The following is a 17,922-nucleotide window of genomic DNA, read 5'->3' on the forward strand; positions in this document are numbered from 1 at the left end:
GTCTAAAACAACCTGGTGTTGCGTGAACGATGATTCGGCACGTTGTCCGTCTTTAATAGCAACAGCAAACTTACCGAATGCCGAAAAAAGTAACAACTTTGTAATTGAAATCAGGGAATTTCACCCTTGATGAACAATTCTTTATCAAAACGCGATTCCTTGAGCGCTTCTTTGACACGCTTCAAGTTATCTCTGAATTTCGCCCCGCGGCGCAGGGTAAAACCGGTCGCCAGGACATCAATGACGGTGAGCTGCGCCAGACGGGACACCATCGGCATGTAGATATCGGTGTCTTCCGGCACGTCGAGCGTGATCGCCAGCGTCGCTTCACGCGCCAGCGGCGTCCCGGTGGAGGTGAGGGCGATGACCATGGCATCGTTTTCACGCGCCAGCTGGGCCAGTTCGACCAGACTTTTGGTGCGGCCAGTATGCGATATCAGCACCACCACGTCATCTTCGTTACAGTTCATACAGCTCATGCGTTGCAGCACGATGTCGTCGGAATAGATAACCGGGACGTTAAAGCGAAAAAATTTATTCATCGCATCGTGAGCGACAGCGGCGGAGGAACCGAGGCCAAAGAAGGCAATTTTCTTCGCCTGGGTCAGCAGATCGACAGCGCGGTTAACCGAGGTCATATCCAGCGACTGGCGAACCTGATCCAGCGTCGCCATGGCCGACTCGAAAATTTTGCCCGTATAGGCTTCCACGCTGTCGTCTTCATCGACATTGCGGTTCACATAGGGCGTACCGTTCGCCAGACTTTGCGCCAGATGCAGTTTAAAATCGGGAAATCCACGCGTCTCCATGCTGCGGCAGAACCGGTTGACGGTCGGTTCACTGACCCCGGACTCCTGTGCCAGGGCGGCAATGCTGGAATGAATGGCCTGAGCGGGCGCGGCGAGAATTACTTCAGCCACTTTTCGCTCGGATTTGCTAAGGTGTTCCAGTTGAAACTGGATTTTTTCCAGCATGTTCATTATTAACACAGCGCTCATCGGTGGAAGCGATTTCATAAATGGGTGAAATCGCGATTCGAATTAGCAAGAATATACGCCTGTGATAGTCCGAAAAGGACAAACCATGGAAAAAATGTTGTTGTTTTTTTTCATTACTTGATCGCTGTCGGATTTTAGCAACGGCCTGACTGAGCAAAGTTTCACCAGTTTCATCGCCATTACCTTCGCTGCTGCGCGCTCCGGGCGAAATATCGCCGTATCGCACGGGAGGATAAGCGCAAATGGTTTCGGGAATGACGTAAAAGCAGTAGAGTGCATTGTAATAAAATTACAACGATATTCTGGCAAAAGCACCAGGATATCTAACTGAGGAGAATGACATGGCGGTAACGCAAACAGCCCAGGCATGTGACCTGGTCATTTTCGGCGCGAAAGGCGATCTTGCACGCCGTAAATTGCTGCCTTCCCTGTATCAACTGGAAAAAGCGGGTCAAATCCACCCGGAGACCCGCATCCTGGGCGTGGGCCGTGCGGACTGGGATAAAGACGCGTATACCAAAGTCGTGCGCGAAGCCCTGGAAACTTTCATGAAAGAGAAAATCGATGAAAGTTTGTGGGACAAGCTGAGCGGACGTCTCGATTTCTGCAACCTCGACGTTAACGACACGTCGGCATTTGCCAATCTGAGCGCAATGCTCGATCAAAAAAATCGCGTCACCATTAACTACTTTGCCATGCCGCCAAGCACCTTCGGCGCCATCTGCAAAGGGCTGGGTGAAGCGAACCTTAACGCCAAACCTGCGCGCGTGGTGATGGAAAAACCGCTGGGCACCTCCCTTGCTACCTCCCGCGAAATCAACGACCAGGTCGGCGAATACTTTGAAGAGTGCCAGGTTTACCGTATCGACCACTATCTGGGTAAAGAGACGGTGCTGAACCTGCTGGCGCTGCGCTTTGCGAACTCCCTGTTTGTGAATAACTGGGACAACCGCACCATCGATCACGTTGAGATCACCGTGGCAGAAGAGGTCGGCATTGAAGGGCGCTGGGGCTACTTCGACCAGGCCGGGCAGATGCGCGACATGATCCAGAACCACCTGCTGCAGGTGCTCTGCATGATCGCCATGTCTCCGCCGTCGGATCTCACCGCGGACAGCATCCGCGACGCGAAAGTGAAAGTATTGAAATCACTGCGCCGTATCGACCGCTCCAACGTGCGTGAGAAGACGGTACGCGGCCAGTACACCGCCGGGTTTGCGCAGGGCAAAAAAGTGCCAGGCTACCTGGAAGAAGAGGGCGCGAACAAATCCAGCAACACCGAGACGTTTGTGGCGATCCGCGTGGATATTGATGACTGGCGCTGGGCGGGGGTTCCGTTCTACCTGCGTACCGGTAAACGTCTGCCCGCTAAATGTTCTGAAGTGGTTGTCTATTTCAAAAATCCAGAGCTGAACCTGTTCAAAGAGTCCTGGCAGGAGCTGCCGCAGAACAAACTGACCATCCGTCTGCAGCCGGACGAGGGGGTGGACATTCAGGTGCTGAACAAAGTGCCGGGCCTGGACCACAAACACAACCTGCAGACCACCAAACTGGATCTGAGCTACTCCGAAACCTTCAACCAGACCCATCTGGCGGATGCGTACGAACGTCTGCTGCTGGAAACCATGCGCGGTATCCAGGCGCTGTTCGTCCGTCGTGACGAAGTGGAAGAGGCGTGGAAGTGGGTCGACTCCATCACCGAAGCGTGGGCAGCGGATCAGGATGCACCGAAACCGTATCAGGCGGGCACCTGGGGACCGGTTGCCTCGGTGGCGATGATCACCCGCGATGGCCGTTCCTGGAACGAGTTTGAGTAAGGCTGACCGCTAATCCCTACGGGGTATTTTACCGGTAACATGATCTGGCTCAGGCCAGCGTGCAATATTTAATCATTTAAGCCCCGGGTGGATTTCCACCCGGGGCTTTTTTTATTACACTGCCAGCAGCGATTTTGCCCCAGGGCTCCGGCAATCAAGCGTTTCAGCGATGTTATCGCCTGCTAAACACTTTGTTAATTCCAGAGCGCGGACAGATAAATGACAGGAGCTTCTATGAATTCGACTTTGTTACGGGTAACACAGCGCATTATTGAGCGTTCGAAACAGACCCGTTCTGCCTACCTCGCGCGCATCCAGCAGGCGAAGACCGACACGGTCCATCGATCGCAGCTGGCTTGCGGCAACCTGGCGCACGGTTTTGCCGCCTGTAAGCCAGAAGATAAAGCCTCGCTGAAAAGTATGCTGCGTAACAATATCGCGATCATCACCTCCTATAACGACATGCTCTCGGCGCACCAGCCTTATGAGACCTACCCGGATATCATCCGCAAGGCGCTGCACCAGGCCAATGCGGTAGGCCAGGTGGCGGGCGGGGTGCCCGCCATGTGCGATGGCGTGACCCAGGGGCAGGATGGCATGGAGCTGTCGCTGCTGAGCCGCGAAGTGATCGCCATGTCCACGGCGGTCGGTCTGTCGCATAACATGTTTGACGGCGCGCTCTACCTCGGCGTGTGCGACAAGATTGTCCCGGGCCTGACCATGGCGGCACTGTCGTTTGGTCATCTGCCTGCGCTGTTTGTGCCGTCAGGCCCAATGGCCAGTGGCCTCGCCAATAAAGAGAAGGTGCGTATTCGTCAGCTTTACGCCGAAGGCAAAGTTGACCGCATGGCGCTGCTGGAATCCGAGGCTGCCTCTTACCATGCACCGGGTACCTGTACCTTCTACGGCACCGCCAACACTAACCAGATGGTGGTGGAATTTATGGGGATGCAGCTGCCGGGCTCGTCGTTTGTCCATCCGGATGCCCCGCTGCGTGAAGCGCTGACCGCGGCCGCTGCCCGTCAGGTGACCCGCCTGACCGGTAACGGCAACGAGTGGATGCCGCTCGGTAAAATGGTGGATGAAAAAGTGGTAGTGAACGGTATCGTGGCCCTGCTGGCGACGGGCGGTTCCACTAACCACACCATGCATATGGTGGCGATGGCGCGTGCCGCCGGGATCCAGATTAACTGGGATGATTTCTCCGATCTGTCTGAAGTGGTTCCGCTGTTGACCCGTCTTTACCCGAATGGTCCGGCCGATATCAACCACTTCCAGGCGGCGGGCGGTGTACCGGTGCTGATGCGCGAGCTGCTGAAGGGCGGCCTGCTGCATGAAGATGTCAACACCGTGGCCGGTTTCGGCCTGCAGCGTTACACCCTGGAGCCGTGGCTGAACGAGGGCGAGCTGGACTGGCGTGAAGGGGCCCAGGCCTCGCTGGATGACAGCGTGATCGCCACCTTCGACAAGCCTTTCTCCCACCACGGCGGCACCAAGGTGCTGACCGGCAACCTGGGCCGTGCGGTGATGAAAACCTCCGCGGTGCCGGTGGAAAACCAGATCATTGAAGCCCCGGCAGTGGTTTTCGAAAGCCAGCATGATGTTCTGCCGGCATTTGAAGCCGGTCTGCTGGACAAAGATTGCGTCGTTGTTGTCCGTCATCAGGGACCAAAAGCGAACGGAATGCCAGAATTACATAAACTAATGCCGCCACTTGGTGTATTATTGGACCGCTGTTTCAAAATTGCATTAGTTACCGATGGACGCCTCTCCGGTGCATCGGGTAAAGTGCCTTCCGCCATCCACGTCACCCCGGAAGCCTACGACGGTGGACTGCTGGCGAAAGTGTACGATGGCGACATCATCCGCGTTAATGGTCAGACAGGCGAGTTGACCTTACTGGTGGATGAGGCGGTCCTGGCCGCACGTAAGCCGCATATTCCTGACCTGAGCGCATCGCGCGTGGGAACGGGACGCGAAATGTTCAGCGCGTTACGCGAGAACCTCTCGGGTGCAGAACAGGGCGCGACCTGTATTACGTTTTAAGACGACAAGAATTATCGATCTGGCGAGAGAAAACTCTGATGAAAAACTGGAATACAAGTGCAGAAGCAATCCTGAAAACTGGCCCGGTAGTGCCGGTTATCGTGATTAATAAGCTGGAACACGCAGTCCCGATGGCGAAAGCGCTGGTTGCGGGCGGTGTACGCGTACTGGAAGTCACGCTGCGTACTGCCTGTGCAATGGATGCTATTCGCGCCATCGCTAAAGAAGTGCCGGAAGCGATCATCGGTGCGGGTACTGTACTGAACCCGCAGCAGCTGGCTGAGGTTACCGAAGCCGGTGCGCAGTTCGCCATCAGCCCGGGCCTGACCGAGCCTCTGCTGAAAGCCGCAACCGAAGGCTCCATTCCTCTGATCCCGGGCATCAGCACCGTGTCTGAACTGATGCTGGGTATGGACTACGGTCTGAAAGAGTTCAAATTCTTCCCGGCGGAAGCGAACGGCGGCACCAAAGCGCTGCAGGCTATCGCAGGTCCGTTCGCGAACGTCCGTTTCTGCCCAACTGGCGGTATCTCTCCGGCGAACTACCGTGACTACCTGGCGCTGAAAAGCGTGCTGTGCATCGGCGGCTCCTGGCTGGTGCCGGCGGATGCCATGGAAGCGGGCGACTGGGATCGCATCACTAAGCTGGCGCGCGAAGCGGTAGAAGGCGCGCAGCAGTAAGATTTAGGTATTGTGCGCGTTTTTTGCCGGGTGGCAGCTTCGCCTTACCCGGCCTACGATAAACGTCAAATGCCATACAAAAACGGGCCAATCGGCCCGTTTTTTTTATTCTGCTACCTGCACGCTGGCGGCCGCGTTTTTCGCCCGCTCAACGGCCTCTTCCACGCTGTCGCCTGTCGCCAGCGCCACACCTAAGCGACGCGAGCCGTCAATCTCTGGCTTACCAAACAGACGCAGCTGCAGGCCAGCGCCTACCACGGCATCGACATTATCAAAGGTGACGTTCTGGCTGGTCAGCTGCGGCAGGATCACCGCCGAGGCTGCCGGGCCGTACTGGCGCACACCGCCAACCGGCAGGCCGAGGAAGGCGCGAACGTGCAGGGCAAACTCGGAGAGATCCTGCGAAATTAAGGTCACCATACCGGTGTCGTGTGGGCGAGGGGAGACCTCGCTGAAGATGACCTCGTCGCCGCAAACGAACAGCTCCACGCCAAACAGCCCATGGCCGCCCAGCGCCAGCACCACTTTACGGGAGATCTCTTCGGCGCGCGCCCGGGCCAGCGGGCTCATTTGCTGCGGCTGCCAGGATTCACGGTAGTCGCCATCCTCCTGGCGATGACCAATCGGCTCGCAGAAATGGACCCCATCCACGGCGCTGACGGTCAGCAGGGTGATCTCAAAGTCAAACTGCACCACACCCTCAACGATCACTCGCCCGGCGCCTGCGCGGCCACCCTGCTGGGCGTAATCCCAGGCCGTGTCCAGCTGTTCGGCGCTGCGCACAAAGCTCTGTCCTTTACCGGAGGAGCTCATCACCGGTTTAATGATGCACGGGTAGCCAATTTCAGCCACGGCCTGCAAAAAATCATCTTTGCTGTCGGCGAAACGATAGCGTGAGGTGGGCAGGGAGAGCTCTTCCGCCGCCAGACGACGAATGCCTTCCCGGTTCATGGTTAGCTTCGCGGCGCGGGCGCAGGGCACCACGCGCTGGCCTTCGGCTTCCAGCGCCAGCAGGATATCGGTGGCGATGGCTTCAATTTCCGGCACCACGAAGTGCGGTTTTTCTTCATTGATCAGGGCGCGCAGGGCGTCACCGTCGAGCATATTGATCACGTGCGAGCGGTGGGCAACGTGCATGGCTGGCGCATCGGCGTAGCGATCGACGGCGATCACTTCGATACCTAAACGCTGGCACTCAATGGCCACCTCTTTACCCAGCTCACCTGAGCCCAGCAGCATCACACGCGTTGCTGCCGGACGCAGCGCAGTTCCTAAACGAGTCATAATGATTCCCCTGAAAAAGTTGCGCGCAGTATAAACGAAAACGTTTGCGTCTGTCTTCTGTTGCGAAAATCTGTTGGGCTGACGGAGGGTTATTTGCATCGCGGCGTTTTTCGACCATGCTTTTGTTGAACCAAAACAGGAGAGCATGATGAACAAAACAGGGGTAGCAATAGCACTGCTGGCCGCCAGCCTGACCGCCCAGGCCGCAGAGGAGAAAACCGTGAAATTTCCCACCTGCGAAGGGCAGAATGCCGAAGGTATTGCCGCCAGCGTGAAGCGTGATTATCTGCAAAACCGCATCGTACGCTGGGCGGACGATCAAAAAACTCTGGGACAGGCCGATCCGGTAGCCTGGATCAACCCTAAGCAGGTGAAAGGCGAGAATGATCGCTGGACGGTACCGCTGACAGTACGAGGTAAAAACACCGATATCCATTATCAGGTGAAGATCGACTGTAAAGCGGGTAGCGCGCAGTATCAGTCGTCGAAGAGGTGAATTTTCGCTTCTTTTGTCGCCATAGACATTTCCTGACATCCCCTCGCTTACGCTGTGAAATTCATCCACCGTTTAGTGAGGGTAAACATGTCAAACTGGCTGAATCAATTACAGTCTCTGCTTGGGCAGAAAGGGTCGTCGTCATCTGGCGAAGGCCTGAGCAAACTGCTGACGCCGGGGGCGCTTGGCGGCCTGGCCGGATTACTGGTAGCGAATAAATCCTCGCGTAAATTACTGAGCAAATATGGCACCGGCGCGCTGCTTGCCGGGGGCGGCGCCGTTGCCGGTACTGTGCTGTGGAACAAGTACAAAGAGAGAATTCGCAGCGCGCATCAGGGCGAGCCGCAGTTTGGTCAGCAGGCGTCGCCGCTGGACGAGCGCAGCGAAAGGCTGATCCTGGCGCTGGTCTTTGCCGCAAAGAGTGATGGCCACATTGACGATAAAGAGCGGGCTGCCATCGAACAGCAGTTGCGCGAAGCGGGTGTGGAAGAGCAGGGAAGGGCGCTGGTGGCACGTGCCATTGAGGAACCGCTCGATCCTGCGCGTCTGGCCAAGGGGATCCAGAATGAAGAGGAGGCCCTCGAACTGTACTTCCTGAGCTGTGCGGCAATCGACATCGATCACTTTATGGAGCGCAGCTATCTTAATGCGCTGGGCGATGCGCTGAAAATCCCGGCAGACGTACGGGAAGGGATCGAGCAGGATATTCGCCAGCAAAAACAAGCGCTCCACGGCTAGTTTTTTACGCCTCGCCGAGCCGTTTCGCTTGCATCGTGCGCATGTTTTGCCAACCTTATAGGGTGTTAAACGTAGAAGAATCATAACGCCATGCCACCTAAAGCCCAACGCATACCGCACGCTCTCACCATGCACGGTGACACGCGTATCGACAACTATTACTGGTTGCGCGACGATACCCGCTCAAAGCCGGAGGTGCTGGACTACCTCCACGAGGAGAACGACTATGGCCGAAGGGTCATGGCGACGCAGCAGGCGCTGCAGGATCGTCTGCTCAGCGAAATGGTTGAGCGCGTCCCGCAGCGTGACGTCTCGGCCCCCTGGAGTCGAAATGGCTATCGTTACCGGCACGTTTATGAGCCCGGTAACGAATATGCCATCTACCAGCGCCAGTCGGTACTTTGCGCCGAGTGGGAAGAGTGGGAGACCCTGCTGGATGCCAACCAGCGTGCGGCGCACAGCGAGTTTTATACCCTGGGCGGCATGGCAGTATCGCCGGATAACGCCATCATGGCGCTGGCCGAAGATTACCTCTCCCGACGGCAGTATGGTTTGCGTTTCCGCAATCTGGAGAGCGGGAACTGGTACCCGGAGATGCTCGATAACGTTTCCCCCGACTTTATCTGGGCCAACGACTCTGAAACCATCTACTACATCAAAAAGCACGCCACGACTCTGCATCCTTATCAGGTCTGGCGGCATACGGTCGGTACTTCATCGAGAAGTGATGAACTGGTTTATGAGGAGAAAGACGAGACCTTTTACGTCAGCCTGCATAAAACCACCTCCAAACACTATGTGATTATCTTTCTCGCCAGCGCCACCACTACCGAAGTGCTGCTGCTGGACGCCGAGCTGCCGGATGCTCAGCCGCTGTGCTTTATGCCGCGTCGCAAGGATCATGAGTACAGCCTCGATCACTTCCAGCACACCTTCTATTTGCGCTCCAACCGGGAGGGGAAAAACTTTGGCCTCTACAAGACCAAGGTACGTGATGAACGCAAATGGGAAGTGCTGATCCCGCCGCGGGATCAGGTGATGCTGGAAGGCTTCACCCTCTTTACCGACTGGCTGGTGGTTGAAGAGCGCCAGCGCGGGCTCACCAGTTTGCGGCAAATCAACCGTAAAACCCGCGAAGTGATCGGTATCGCCTTTGACGATCCCGCCTATGTCACCTGGATTGGTTATAACCCCGAGCCGGAAACATCGCGCCTGCGTTACGGCTACTCTTCCATGACCACCCCGGATACCCTGTTTGAACTGGACATGGACACCGGACAGCGCCGGGTGCTGAAGCAGGCTGAGGTGAAAGGGTTTAACGCCGATCTTTATCGCAGCGAGCACGTATGGATTGTCGCCCGCGACGGCACCGAAGTGCCCGTCTCGCTGGTCTATCACAAGCACCATTTTCGCAAAGGTAAAAACCCGATCCTCATCTACGGCTATGGCTCGTATGGCTCCAGTATTGACGCGGATTTCAGCGGCAGCCGCCTGAGCCTGCTCGACCGCGGGTTTGTCTTCGCCATCGCCCATATCCGCGGCGGCGGCGAGCTGGGGCAAAAATGGTACGAAGATGGCAAATTCCTGAAAAAGAAAAACACCTTTAATGACTACCTGGACGTCTGCGAGGGTTTGCTGGGGCTGGGCTATGGCGATCGCAAACAGTGCTTTGCCATGGGCGGCAGCGCGGGCGGCATGCTGATGGGCACCGTGATTAACGAGCGCCCGGGACTCTTTAAAGGGGTGATAGCGCAGGTGCCGTTTGTGGATGTCCTGACCACCATGCTGGACGAGTCTATCCCGCTGACCATTGGCGAATATGAAGAGTGGGGCAATCCGCAGGATGAGACCTACTATCGCTATATGAAAGCCTACAGCCCCTACGATAACGTTGGCGAGAAAGCCTATCCTCACATGCTGGTTACCACCGGTTTACATGACTCCCAGGTTCAGTACTGGGAGCCCGCGAAGTGGGTGGCGAAGCTGCGGGAAATGAAGACCGACAATAACTTACTGCTACTCTGCACCGATATGGATGCCGGGCACGGCGGGAAATCCGGGCGCTTCAAATCCTACGAAGGGGTGGCCCTGGAGTATGCATTTCTGGTTGGCCTGGCTCAGGAGACGTTAACCAGCCAGGCGGCAGAGGTCGATCAGGATCCGCCCAGATAGTGCTTCAGCGTCAGACGCAGCTCCGGGCTCATTCTGTCGAGGTTATTGTACAGCCAACGGAGATAGCCCGGATCCTTGTCTGCCACTTCCGCCACCGCTTTGCCGCGGTATTTGCCGAAGGTAAAGGTGGTCAGCAGCGCCGGGCGTCCGGTGATGTCGGCCATCTCGTCCGGCGTCCAGCCGGTGGTGTTCATGATATCGATTAGCAACGCGGCGGTGATGTAGCAGTCGTACAGGGCCCGGTGGTGGTGCAGCCCTTCCGGCGTCCGGACGCTCAGTTTGCGCGATTTATAGAGCGCCATATTGCTGTATTTAATGCCCGGCCATAAGCGCCGCGCCAGCTTCATGGTGCAGATCCACTCCCCGGGCATCTCGGGCAGTACACGGCGATCGAAGCTGGCGTTGTGCGCCACATACCAAGGGCTACCGTGATAATGTGGGATCACCTCTTCAATCCAGGGTTTGTCGGCGACCATCGCCTCGGTGATGCGGTGGATAGCCATCGCCTGCGGGCTGATGGGGCGATCCGGACGTACCAGATGGCTGCGTGGATTGACGATCTGCCCGTTCACAACGTCGACAGATGCCACTTCCACAATCCCCCCCTGCAGGTCACAGGTTTCGGTGTCGATGACACGTAGCATGGCTCTCTCCTGGCCGTAAAAGGCCTAGCGTAATGGAATGATCTCACCTTGCCAACCCTGCTCAACAAAGCGCCCGGTCAATAATAGTTCACCCCGGTCGGCGCGGACGATTAATTGCCCACGGGCATCCCAGAGCGCGCTCCCGCCGTCACGGTTCGCCATCAGTACGGCGATGGCATAGCGGTGGGCAAAACGCTGGAGCTGGGAAAAGGTGGCCGACCAGCCCGTTTCACTCACCGCCATGCCGCGGGTAAACAGAGCAGCATCAGGCGCAATATTGGGCTGATCGGAGTGAGGATCAACAATGCTCAGGCCGCCATGTCTGTTCTCCAGACAGGCGCCTGCGCCATGTGGATAAAGAATGGCGTTGGGCTGGCTCGGGGAAAACCAGGCGAGTCCGGGCTGGCGCTGGCCTCTCCCTTCCACCGTGATCCCGGCAATCACCGAGACGTCAGCTGATTTTGCCGCATCCAGAAGCGGAGCCAGCTGCTGGTGGTCGGGGGGAGCGGGAAGCCGGCCATCGGGCAGGGCCGGGCCGGTTAACGACAGCTCAGGGAAGAGGACAACATTGCACTGCTGGCGGGCAGCGGCGGTGATAAAACGCAGGTGATGCGTGATGTGTTCATCAACGCAGTGATGGCTCGCGCGGTACTGTGCGGCGGCAATATTCCATTGGGACATCGTGATTTCCTTATACACGGAGTCGCAGAGATTCATAAAGCCCATGAATGTATCAGGGGCTTTAATCCTGGCATAAACAGTGTAAGGAACTGTAACCGCGGGTAAGTTTATTTAACTTTCGGTTCCCACGGCAGGCGAGAGAGATTAACGGAGTTGAGTCGATGGGCAATCAGGCGCTCGCGAAACCAGTCACGCAGGTGCGACGGTTGCTCACGCTCCACCACTTCGGCGATCACCGGCATGTTATAGCGCTCTTTGAATGCCACACCTGCGGCCGCCAAGTCAACATTCACTTTGTCCATCTCCTCCTGGGGGAGGGTGGCGAGATTAATATGCATTACCGTCTCCTTCATTTGCGGGCCAACGTTACCCAAACGGCAGCGCGTTGACAAGCCCGGGCAGGATGATCCTCGACTGGACCATTATACAGCGTTATCCTCTGGTAATCAGGCATAACAAAAAGGAATATATGTGATGACAAAACTCGTTACCCGCACCCTGACGCTGCTGCTGGCAACGCTCGCAGCACCGGTTGTTTTTGCTCACGCTCATTTACAGCATCAATATCCCGCCGCAGACGCTGCCGTAGACGCGGCGCCTCAGGCGTTGACCTTGAACTTCTCCGAAGGGATCGAACCCCGTTTTAGCGGCGTGACCCTCACCAATGATAAACAGCAGCCCGTCGCACTCGGGGCGGTAAAACGCAACGAGAAGGATCCGACCCAGCTGATCGTACCGATGACCGCTGCGCTGACGTCGGGTACCTATCAGGTGAAGTGGCACGTGGTTTCCGTAGATGGTCATAAGACCGAGGGCAGCTACCGTTTCAGCGTGAAGTAAGATGCTGGCGTTCTGCTACGTTACGCTGCGCTTCGCGCATTTTGCTGCCCTGATGGTGCTGTTTGGCAATGCCCTGTACGGTGCATGGCTGGCGCCCGTTGCGCTGCGGCGGCTAATGGCGCGTCGCTTTCGTGGGCAGCAAAAAAAGGTCGCATTCATCAGCCTGCTCGCCGCGCTGATGATGCTGGCGCTACAGGGCGGCATGATGGGTAACGGCTGGCCAGATGTGGTTAGCCCATCCATCTGGCAGGCGGTGCTCACGACCCAGTTTGGGCGGATCTGGTTATGGCAGATGATCCTGGCCCTGATTACATTCTGGGTCGCCTGGATGCAGCCGGGGAAAACCATGCCGCTGATGCTGTTCTTTACCGCTGCGCAGTTTTTCCTGCTGGCAGGAACCGGGCATGCGGCGCTGCAGGATGGGATAACGGGCCTGGCGCAGCGCAGCAACCATGGCCTGCATCTTTTATGTGCCGCGGGCTGGCTGGGGGGCCTGCTGCCGCTGCTGTTTTGCCTGCGCCTGTCCCATGGACGCTGGCGGCGAGCCGCCGTTCACACCATGATGCGCTTCTCGCGCTACGGACATCTGGCGGTGGCGGGGGTGATCCTCACCGGAATGGTAAATATTGTGCTGATCCAGGGGTGGGTACTGCCCTGGCACTCGGCCTGGGGGCAATTACTGTTGGTGAAATGTGCGCTGGTGGCAATGATGGTGGTAATTGCCCTGGTGAATCGGTATGTTCTGGTGCCGCGGTTTCGTTCTGGCGACGGACGCGAGCAACGCTATTTTATCAGGATGACGCAGAGTGAGGTTGTGCTGGGGGCGCTGGTTCTGGCGGCAGTCAGCCTGTTCGCGACCTGGGAACCCTTCTCACGAGGTGGAATACAATGAAAAAAACAGTACTTTCTTTCTTATTGCTGGCCTGCTCCGGCGCGGCACTGGCAGCCCCGCAGGTGATCACCGTCAGCCGGTTCGAAGTGGGTAAAGACAAATGGGCCTTTAACCGTGAAGAGGTGATGCTGACCTGCCGTCCGGGCCATGCGCTTTATGCCATTAACCCCAGCACCCTGGTGCAGTATCCCCTGAACGACGTGGCGCAGCAGCAGGTGGACAGCGGTAAAAGCAACGGCCAGCCCATCTCGGTTATTCAGATTGACGATCCGGCAAACCCAGGGCAGAAGATGAGCCTGGCGCCGTTTATCGAGCGCGCGAATACGCTCTGCTAGCTTACCGCTTCCAATAAAAAAACCGCAGGCTTCTCTTCGGAAGCATTGCGGTTTTTATGTTTAAGAACAGACTCACGCTTTTTTTCAGGCCACTTTTGCTGCGGACTGGAAAACCTGGCGTCGTCATCTATTCTTAAAGTGCAAGGCGACTTAGCCTGCATTAATGCCAACTTTTAGCGCACGGCTCTCTCCCAAGAGCCATTTCCCTGGACCGAATACAGGAATCGTATTCGGTCTCTTTTTATCTGTTGAAAGTAAACGCCTTTTCCCGTTGCGGACTTTAACAGATGGGCAACATTCTCTGTTCTTCGTTAAACCATACCACACTACGCCCGGCGGAAGTCCAGTGCTTTTTAGCGGTTTTGTTAAATTTTTGACTGTTACCGATGAAAGCAGATATTAGCGGCAAAAGCGCGCGCTGATGCCGCGTTCTATCTCATCAAGCAGTTGAAAACGCCGGCGGTATTCCGCGCGTTTTTTACTGGCAATGCTGTCGATCGCTTTGCGCTCCATACCTGCAGGCAGGGCCCAGCGAAATGCGCCGCACGGCTTAGCGCCCAGCGATTGCCAGAATTCATCATAGCTGGCATGCAGATGACGACCTTTACTCAGGCGATAGCGCAGGGCGCGAAAAACGTGGCCTTCATCGCTCACACCATAAATGGCGCTGATACCCGACTGCTTCGCCAGATTGAAGATCGCTTCCAGGAGGATACGTTTTGGAAACAGGCCATAACAGGCGCGGGTGGCATTTTTGATCGTCTCCCGCCCTACGTCCTTACGCGGTCCCTGCAGACCGCCAATCACCAGCGCACTTTGGCCCTTTTTCTCAACGACGCTGAAGGTCAGACTCGCCAGCAGGGTGTTATCCCCGGCCCGCAGCCAGAGCGTGGTTTCGCCCTCGCGTTCGGCCTTCATCGCGCTGCTGGCGTAGATCGTATAGTGCGCATCCTCTTTAGTGGCGAACTGCAGCAGCGAAAGCGGAGTCGGGCTGCTAAAGCTCCGCGCCAGGCTGGCGTCCGGCAGCGCATCAAGCCAGGCGTAATGGTGCAGGATGGCGTTGGCCCGCTCACCGGCATGTAACCCGCGAGTGAGATACTGACGCTGGGTTTTCACCGGCAGCGTAGTTTGTGCTTTTAACAACAGCGGAAAATCATCGCGACGGGAGAGGGTCTCCAGCATGCGGGTGGTAGAGGACCAGAACAGCAGGGAGCGCAGGAAAAATTTCAGCCGGTAGTCGCGTTTGTGCCACAGCGGGCCGGGCATAAAATCGCCTTTCGCCAGTGCGAAGATAACAGAAGAACGGTGCGTTAAAGACACCTCAGCAGGCAGGATGGTATTTGACACGATGAAGACCTCTTTATATTTCTGCAATTATCTTAAAGGCCATCGGATAATCATTTAAGCGTTGCTAAACCTTTATTTCCGCTTTGTTTAATGTCGATTGAGGTTATTCCGAACCCCTCTTTACCGCTCATCTTATTGTCAGCATCCCAGGGGCTATACTGATCATGAGGAGGCGCTATGTATCTCAATCTTGATGGTCATAACTGGCGACACGTCTGGGTGGTAAGCGATCTTCACGGTTGTTATCAAATGCTTATGGCAGATCTTCGGCAGCGGCATTTTAACCCGTATGAGGATTTACTTATTTGCGTCGGCGATTTAATCGATCGCGGACCGGATAGCGTGAAATGCCTGCAGTTATTAAATGAAGCGTGGTTTTATGCCGTGCGGGGCAACCATGAGCAGATGGCGCTGGACGCGCTGCAGAATAATGATTTTGGTCGGTGGATGATGAATGGCGGCAATTGGTTAGCACAATTAAAGGGTGAACAGCAGGCGCAGGCGTTGGCATTGCTCAGGCGCAGTGAAACCCTGCCGTGGATTATCGAAATTGCCTGTACCAACGGGGTGAATGTTATTGCTCATGCCAATTACCCGTCGTCCCACTACGTGCGGGACAAGCCGGTCAACAAGCAGAGTATCCTCTGGGACAGGGAGCGCCTGCGGGAACTGATGAACGGCAACGAGGCGGGGATCGCCGGGGCAGATCACTTCTGGTTCGGGCACACGCCGCTCAAAGCGCGTTATGACTGCCAGAACCTGCACTATATCGACACCGGGGCGGTATTTGGCGGCGCGTTAACCCTGGCGCAGCTACAGTGATTACAGGTCGGAATACTCCTGCGCCGGACGCCAGAATCCGTCGATAAAGTCTTCAACCGGATAACAGCCGCCGTGACGAATACGCTGATCGTCCATCGAGGCCTCACACTGCGGTTCGGTGCGATACACATCCACCACCAGATCTTCACAGCCTGCGTCCAGATAACAGATAAATAACACCAGTGCGTACATCATGCCCCTCAGCATTTACTACCATATTGATATTGTAGGGGATGATTCAGGGAAGAGGAGATTATGAGAATAAATAACCCGCCTGCGGGCGGGTTCTCTTTGAATCAGGCAAGGCGCATGATCCAGGCATCGGAACTTTGATCGTAATGCTCACGGTAAAGGACTGAGTGTTCGCCATCGAGGATTGCCGGGACGCTAGTGTCTGCATCCCATGCATCGAGCTGCATGCAAAGGTCGGGATCGGACTTGCAGGGGATGGTTAACGTTCGTTCGCCCTGCGTATCGCCGCTTAATTCGGCATCATCGATTTCGAATGCGCCAATGCGCACATTGGTTTTCGTCATAATGCTCTCCATGATCACGCTGTGTTCTGGTACGACCAGTATGGTCGCCCACTTTTCAGCCTGGTCAATGAAGAGCAAAAGCGCCAGTAAAAAAGTGCTTTTTTTAGCGCGCTTCACCGTTACCGGTAAACAAGCGGCCATCGCGAACCAGCTCGCGCGGATAGCTGTTTTTCAGTCGTGTGCCCACTTTTTTCGCCATGCCTATCGGGAAACCCTGCCAGGTTACTACAGCATCATCCCCGGACGGGGTCTCCTGCGGCCAGACATCGCGTCCGCGATACCACTCTTCCGCTTCCGCCTGGGTTAAGGCAAAGGTGTTGTGCTGGCCTGCCAGCGCGATCACCGCTTCATGCTGCCAGCGATAGCCTTTGTTGTGCGTCTCCGCCAGGCGCAGGCCAAGACGGGAGAAGCGCACTTTGCCGATCAGCGGCTCAATCTCTGTCGGGAATAACCACACCTCTTTATCTCGCTGCCACAGACGCAGGTTGTCGTCCCAGAACAGGCCCGCCTGGTTAGCGGCGGCAGTAATCTGTTGGGCTTCACGGGTTTTAAGGGGCGTGAACGGGAAATTTCCGACCTTATATTTGGGAGCGGGCAGCGGTGCAACGGCGGCCTTTTTACGCAGGCGCGCCACGAAAAAGCCTTCGCAGTCGTAAATGTGCGGGAAGACGTGCAGGAAGCCTTCAGGCGTAACGCAGTCCCTGGCACTGGCGAACAGGTCGTTAAGCGGCAGGAATTCAACAGCATCCGGGTACTGCTCTTTCAACCACAGACAAACGGCTTCGTTTTCGTCGCGGTTCAGGGTGCAGGTGGAGTAGACCAGCGTGCCGCCCGGACGCAGGGCGTGGAAGGCGCTGTCGATAAGCTCGCGCTGGGTGGCGGCGATCTCCAGGTTGCTGGCAACGGACCAGTTCTTCAGCGCATCGGGATCTTTTCGCACCACCCCTTCGCCGGAGCAAGGGGCGTCCAGCAGGATCGCATCAAAGGCTTCCGGCAGGGCGGCGCCAAACACGCGGCCATCGAAATGGGTGAGCGCCACGTTGCTGATCCCGCAGCGGCTGATGTTCGCGTGCAGCACCTTAACGCGGCTGGCGGAAAACTCATTGGCGAGGATTGCGCCCTGGTTGTTCATCCGCGCGGCGATCTGGGTGGTTTTGGAGCCGGGGGCGGCCGCCACGTCCATCACCCGGGCGGGCATATTGCCATCGGCAAACAGCGCAGCAACCGGCAGCATGGAGCTGGCTTCCTGAATATAAAAGAGCCCGCTCAGATGTTCTGCGGTACTGCCCAGCGGCAACGCCTCTTCGTCGTCACGCTCGATCCAGAATCCCTCTTCGCACCACGGCACAGGGGTGAGCTGCCAGCCGTAGGGGGCGACAAGCGTAAGGAAATCGGCCACGCTGATTTTCAGGGTGTTGACGCGCAGGCTGCGGCGCAGCGGGCGCTGGCAGGCAGCGATAAACGCATCAAGAGAGAGAGGGTCAGGCAGAGCCTGGCGCATTTGTGCCAGAAATTCTTCTGGCAGATAGACGGAACGTTGAGACACGAGCGCACCACAGGGAGTCAAAGAGGCGCGCAGTGTACCACAAACGCT

Annotated in this window: 19 protein-coding genes; 10 read left to right on the plus strand and 9 right to left on the minus strand. The window is 56.7% G+C overall.

What is annotated here, in order from left to right:
- Window positions 1-110: 110 nt before the first annotated feature.
- A complete protein-coding gene (locus C3406_RS13555; RefSeq protein WP_103822378.1) occupies window positions 111-1,016 on the minus strand; it encodes a MurR/RpiR family transcriptional regulator in 906 nt (301 codons plus the stop codon).
- Between the two features lie 323 nt (window positions 1,017-1,339).
- Between C3406_RS13555 and zwf the strand changes: the two genes are divergently transcribed.
- From zwf to C3406_RS13570, 3 genes are all read left to right on the plus strand, one after another.
- Window positions 1,340-2,815, plus strand: coding sequence for a glucose-6-phosphate dehydrogenase (gene zwf, locus C3406_RS13560; RefSeq protein ID WP_103180055.1), 1,476 nt, complete (start codon window positions 1,340-1,342; stop codon window positions 2,813-2,815).
- A 234-nt stretch (window positions 2,816-3,049) separates the two neighbouring features.
- A complete protein-coding gene (edd, locus tag C3406_RS13565; RefSeq protein ID WP_103822377.1) occupies window positions 3,050-4,861 on the plus strand; it encodes a phosphogluconate dehydratase in 1,812 nt (603 codons plus the stop codon).
- Window positions 4,862-4,899: 38 nt separating this feature from the next.
- On the plus strand, window positions 4,900-5,541 hold the full coding sequence (locus C3406_RS13570) for a bifunctional 4-hydroxy-2-oxoglutarate aldolase/2-dehydro-3-deoxy-phosphogluconate aldolase (RefSeq protein WP_103822376.1): 642 nt from the start codon (window positions 4,900-4,902) through the stop codon (window positions 5,539-5,541).
- Between the two features lie 105 nt (window positions 5,542-5,646).
- On the opposite strand, the gene purT is transcribed toward C3406_RS13570, so the two are convergent.
- Window positions 5,647-6,825: a formate-dependent phosphoribosylglycinamide formyltransferase gene (gene purT / locus C3406_RS13575; RefSeq protein ID WP_103822375.1), complete on the minus strand. Its 1,179-nt coding sequence runs from the start codon at window positions 6,823-6,825 to the stop codon at window positions 5,647-5,649.
- Between the two features lie 148 nt (window positions 6,826-6,973).
- Here purT and yebF point away from each other — a divergent pair, with 148 nt between their 5' ends.
- From yebF to ptrB, 3 genes are all read left to right on the plus strand, one after another.
- The gene (gene yebF / locus C3406_RS13580; protein WP_103822374.1) at window positions 6,974-7,321 is read left to right on the plus strand and encodes a protein YebF; all 348 of its coding nucleotides are present in this window, start codon (window positions 6,974-6,976) and stop codon (window positions 7,319-7,321) included.
- Between the two features lie 87 nt (window positions 7,322-7,408).
- Window positions 7,409-8,059, plus strand: coding sequence for a tellurite resistance TerB family protein (locus C3406_RS13585; protein WP_103822373.1), 651 nt, complete (start codon window positions 7,409-7,411; stop codon window positions 8,057-8,059).
- 90 nt (window positions 8,060-8,149) lie between these two features.
- The gene (gene ptrB / locus C3406_RS13590; RefSeq protein ID WP_103822372.1) at window positions 8,150-10,231 is read left to right on the plus strand and encodes an oligopeptidase B; all 2,082 of its coding nucleotides are present in this window, start codon (window positions 8,150-8,152) and stop codon (window positions 10,229-10,231) included.
- On the opposite strand, the gene exoX is transcribed toward ptrB, so the two are convergent.
- The 3 genes from exoX to C3406_RS13605 all read right to left on the minus strand — a co-directional run bounded on the left by exoX (window position 10,213) and on the right by C3406_RS13605 (window position 11,894).
- Window positions 10,213-10,875 carry an exodeoxyribonuclease X gene (exoX, locus tag C3406_RS13595; protein ID WP_103822371.1) on the minus strand — a complete coding sequence of 221 codons (663 nt, stop codon included), beginning with the start codon at window positions 10,873-10,875 and terminating at the stop codon, window positions 10,213-10,215. The two genes, ptrB and exoX, sit on opposite strands and share 19 nt — an antisense overlap.
- A 24-nt stretch (window positions 10,876-10,899) precedes the next feature.
- A complete protein-coding gene (locus tag C3406_RS13600) occupies window positions 10,900-11,556 on the minus strand; it encodes a nitrilase-related carbon-nitrogen hydrolase (protein WP_103822513.1) in 657 nt (218 codons plus the stop codon).
- A 107-nt stretch (window positions 11,557-11,663) separates the two neighbouring features.
- Window positions 11,664-11,894, minus strand: coding sequence for a DNA polymerase III subunit theta (locus C3406_RS13605; protein WP_103180048.1), 231 nt, complete (start codon window positions 11,892-11,894; stop codon window positions 11,664-11,666).
- 136 nt (window positions 11,895-12,030) lie between these two features.
- On the opposite strand from C3406_RS13605, the gene yobA reads away from it, so the two are divergent.
- The 3 genes from yobA to C3406_RS13620 are packed head-to-tail and all read left to right on the plus strand — an operon-like array spanning window position 12,031 to window position 13,623.
- The gene (gene yobA / locus C3406_RS13610; protein WP_103822370.1) at window positions 12,031-12,396 is read left to right on the plus strand and encodes a CopC domain-containing protein YobA; all 366 of its coding nucleotides are present in this window, start codon (window positions 12,031-12,033) and stop codon (window positions 12,394-12,396) included.
- A gap of 1 nt (window position 12,397) precedes the next feature.
- The gene (gene copD, locus C3406_RS13615; protein WP_103822369.1) at window positions 12,398-13,288 is read left to right on the plus strand and encodes a copper homeostasis membrane protein CopD; all 891 of its coding nucleotides are present in this window, start codon (window positions 12,398-12,400) and stop codon (window positions 13,286-13,288) included.
- The gene (locus tag C3406_RS13620) at window positions 13,285-13,623 is read left to right on the plus strand and encodes a YebY family protein (RefSeq protein ID WP_103822368.1); all 339 of its coding nucleotides are present in this window, start codon (window positions 13,285-13,287) and stop codon (window positions 13,621-13,623) included. The genes copD and C3406_RS13620 overlap by 4 nt, the downstream gene beginning before the upstream one ends.
- A gap of 399 nt (window positions 13,624-14,022) precedes the next feature.
- Here the strand turns inward: C3406_RS13620 and C3406_RS13625 are convergent, their stop codons facing one another.
- Window positions 14,023-14,970 carry a VirK/YbjX family protein gene (locus tag C3406_RS13625; RefSeq protein WP_233210566.1) on the minus strand — a complete coding sequence of 316 codons (948 nt, stop codon included), beginning with the start codon at window positions 14,968-14,970 and terminating at the stop codon, window positions 14,023-14,025.
- 177 nt (window positions 14,971-15,147) lie between these two features.
- On the opposite strand from C3406_RS13625, the gene pphA reads away from it, so the two are divergent.
- The gene (gene pphA, locus C3406_RS13630) at window positions 15,148-15,792 is read left to right on the plus strand and encodes a protein-serine/threonine phosphatase (protein ID WP_103822367.1); all 645 of its coding nucleotides are present in this window, start codon (window positions 15,148-15,150) and stop codon (window positions 15,790-15,792) included.
- On the opposite strand, the gene C3406_RS13635 is transcribed toward pphA, so the two are convergent.
- The 3 genes from C3406_RS13635 to rsmF all read right to left on the minus strand — a co-directional run bounded on the left by C3406_RS13635 (window position 15,793) and on the right by rsmF (window position 17,874).
- Complete coding sequence (locus tag C3406_RS13635) at window positions 15,793-15,984, minus strand: YdfD/YebW family protein (RefSeq protein ID WP_039030805.1); 192 nt, start codon at window positions 15,982-15,984, stop codon at window positions 15,793-15,795. It abuts the gene before it with no gap.
- A gap of 104 nt (window positions 15,985-16,088) precedes the next feature.
- The gene (locus C3406_RS13640) at window positions 16,089-16,328 is read right to left on the minus strand and encodes a YebV family protein (RefSeq protein WP_103181101.1); all 240 of its coding nucleotides are present in this window, start codon (window positions 16,326-16,328) and stop codon (window positions 16,089-16,091) included.
- 103 nt (window positions 16,329-16,431) lie between these two features.
- A complete protein-coding gene (rsmF, locus tag C3406_RS13645; protein WP_103822366.1) occupies window positions 16,432-17,874 on the minus strand; it encodes a 16S rRNA (cytosine(1407)-C(5))-methyltransferase RsmF in 1,443 nt (480 codons plus the stop codon).
- Window positions 17,875-17,922: the final 48 nt, after the last annotated feature.

This window comes from Leclercia sp. LSNIH8 (genome assembly GCF_002920195.1).
Classification (GTDB): domain Bacteria; phylum Pseudomonadota; class Gammaproteobacteria; order Enterobacterales; family Enterobacteriaceae; genus Enterobacter.

Coding starts and splice junctions, on each gene's coding strand:
- C3406_RS13585 (WP_103822373.1), top strand. CDS start 7,409: ATGTCAAACTGGCTGAATCAATTACAGTCTCTGCTTGGGCAGAAAGGG.
- C3406_RS13635 (WP_039030805.1), bottom strand. CDS start 15,984: ATGTACGCACTGGTGTTATTTATCTGTTATCTGGACGCAGGCTGTGAA.
- C3406_RS13600 (WP_103822513.1), bottom strand. CDS start 11,556: ATGTCCCAATGGAATATTGCCGCCGCACAGTACCGCGCGAGCCATCAC.
- pphA (WP_103822367.1), top strand. CDS start 15,148: ATGTATCTCAATCTTGATGGTCATAACTGGCGACACGTCTGGGTGGTA.
- C3406_RS13555 (WP_103822378.1), bottom strand. CDS start 1,016: ATGAAATCGCTTCCACCGATGAGCGCTGTGTTAATAATGAACATGCTG.
- copD (WP_103822369.1), top strand. CDS start 12,398: ATGCTGGCGTTCTGCTACGTTACGCTGCGCTTCGCGCATTTTGCTGCC.
- C3406_RS13605 (WP_103180048.1), bottom strand. CDS start 11,894: ATGCATATTAATCTCGCCACCCTCCCCCAGGAGGAGATGGACAAAGTG.
- zwf (WP_103180055.1), top strand. CDS start 1,340: ATGGCGGTAACGCAAACAGCCCAGGCATGTGACCTGGTCATTTTCGGC.
- ptrB (WP_103822372.1), top strand. CDS start 8,150: ATGCCACCTAAAGCCCAACGCATACCGCACGCTCTCACCATGCACGGT.
- yobA (WP_103822370.1), top strand. CDS start 12,031: ATGACAAAACTCGTTACCCGCACCCTGACGCTGCTGCTGGCAACGCTC.
- purT (WP_103822375.1), bottom strand. CDS start 6,825: ATGACTCGTTTAGGAACTGCGCTGCGTCCGGCAGCAACGCGTGTGATG.
- C3406_RS13570 (WP_103822376.1), top strand. CDS start 4,900: ATGAAAAACTGGAATACAAGTGCAGAAGCAATCCTGAAAACTGGCCCG.
- yebF (WP_103822374.1), top strand. CDS start 6,974: ATGAACAAAACAGGGGTAGCAATAGCACTGCTGGCCGCCAGCCTGACC.
- edd (WP_103822377.1), top strand. CDS start 3,050: ATGAATTCGACTTTGTTACGGGTAACACAGCGCATTATTGAGCGTTCG.
- C3406_RS13640 (WP_103181101.1), bottom strand. CDS start 16,328: ATGACGAAAACCAATGTGCGCATTGGCGCATTCGAAATCGATGATGCC.
- exoX (WP_103822371.1), bottom strand. CDS start 10,875: ATGCTACGTGTCATCGACACCGAAACCTGTGACCTGCAGGGGGGGATT.
- C3406_RS13620 (WP_103822368.1), top strand. CDS start 13,285: ATGAAAAAAACAGTACTTTCTTTCTTATTGCTGGCCTGCTCCGGCGCG.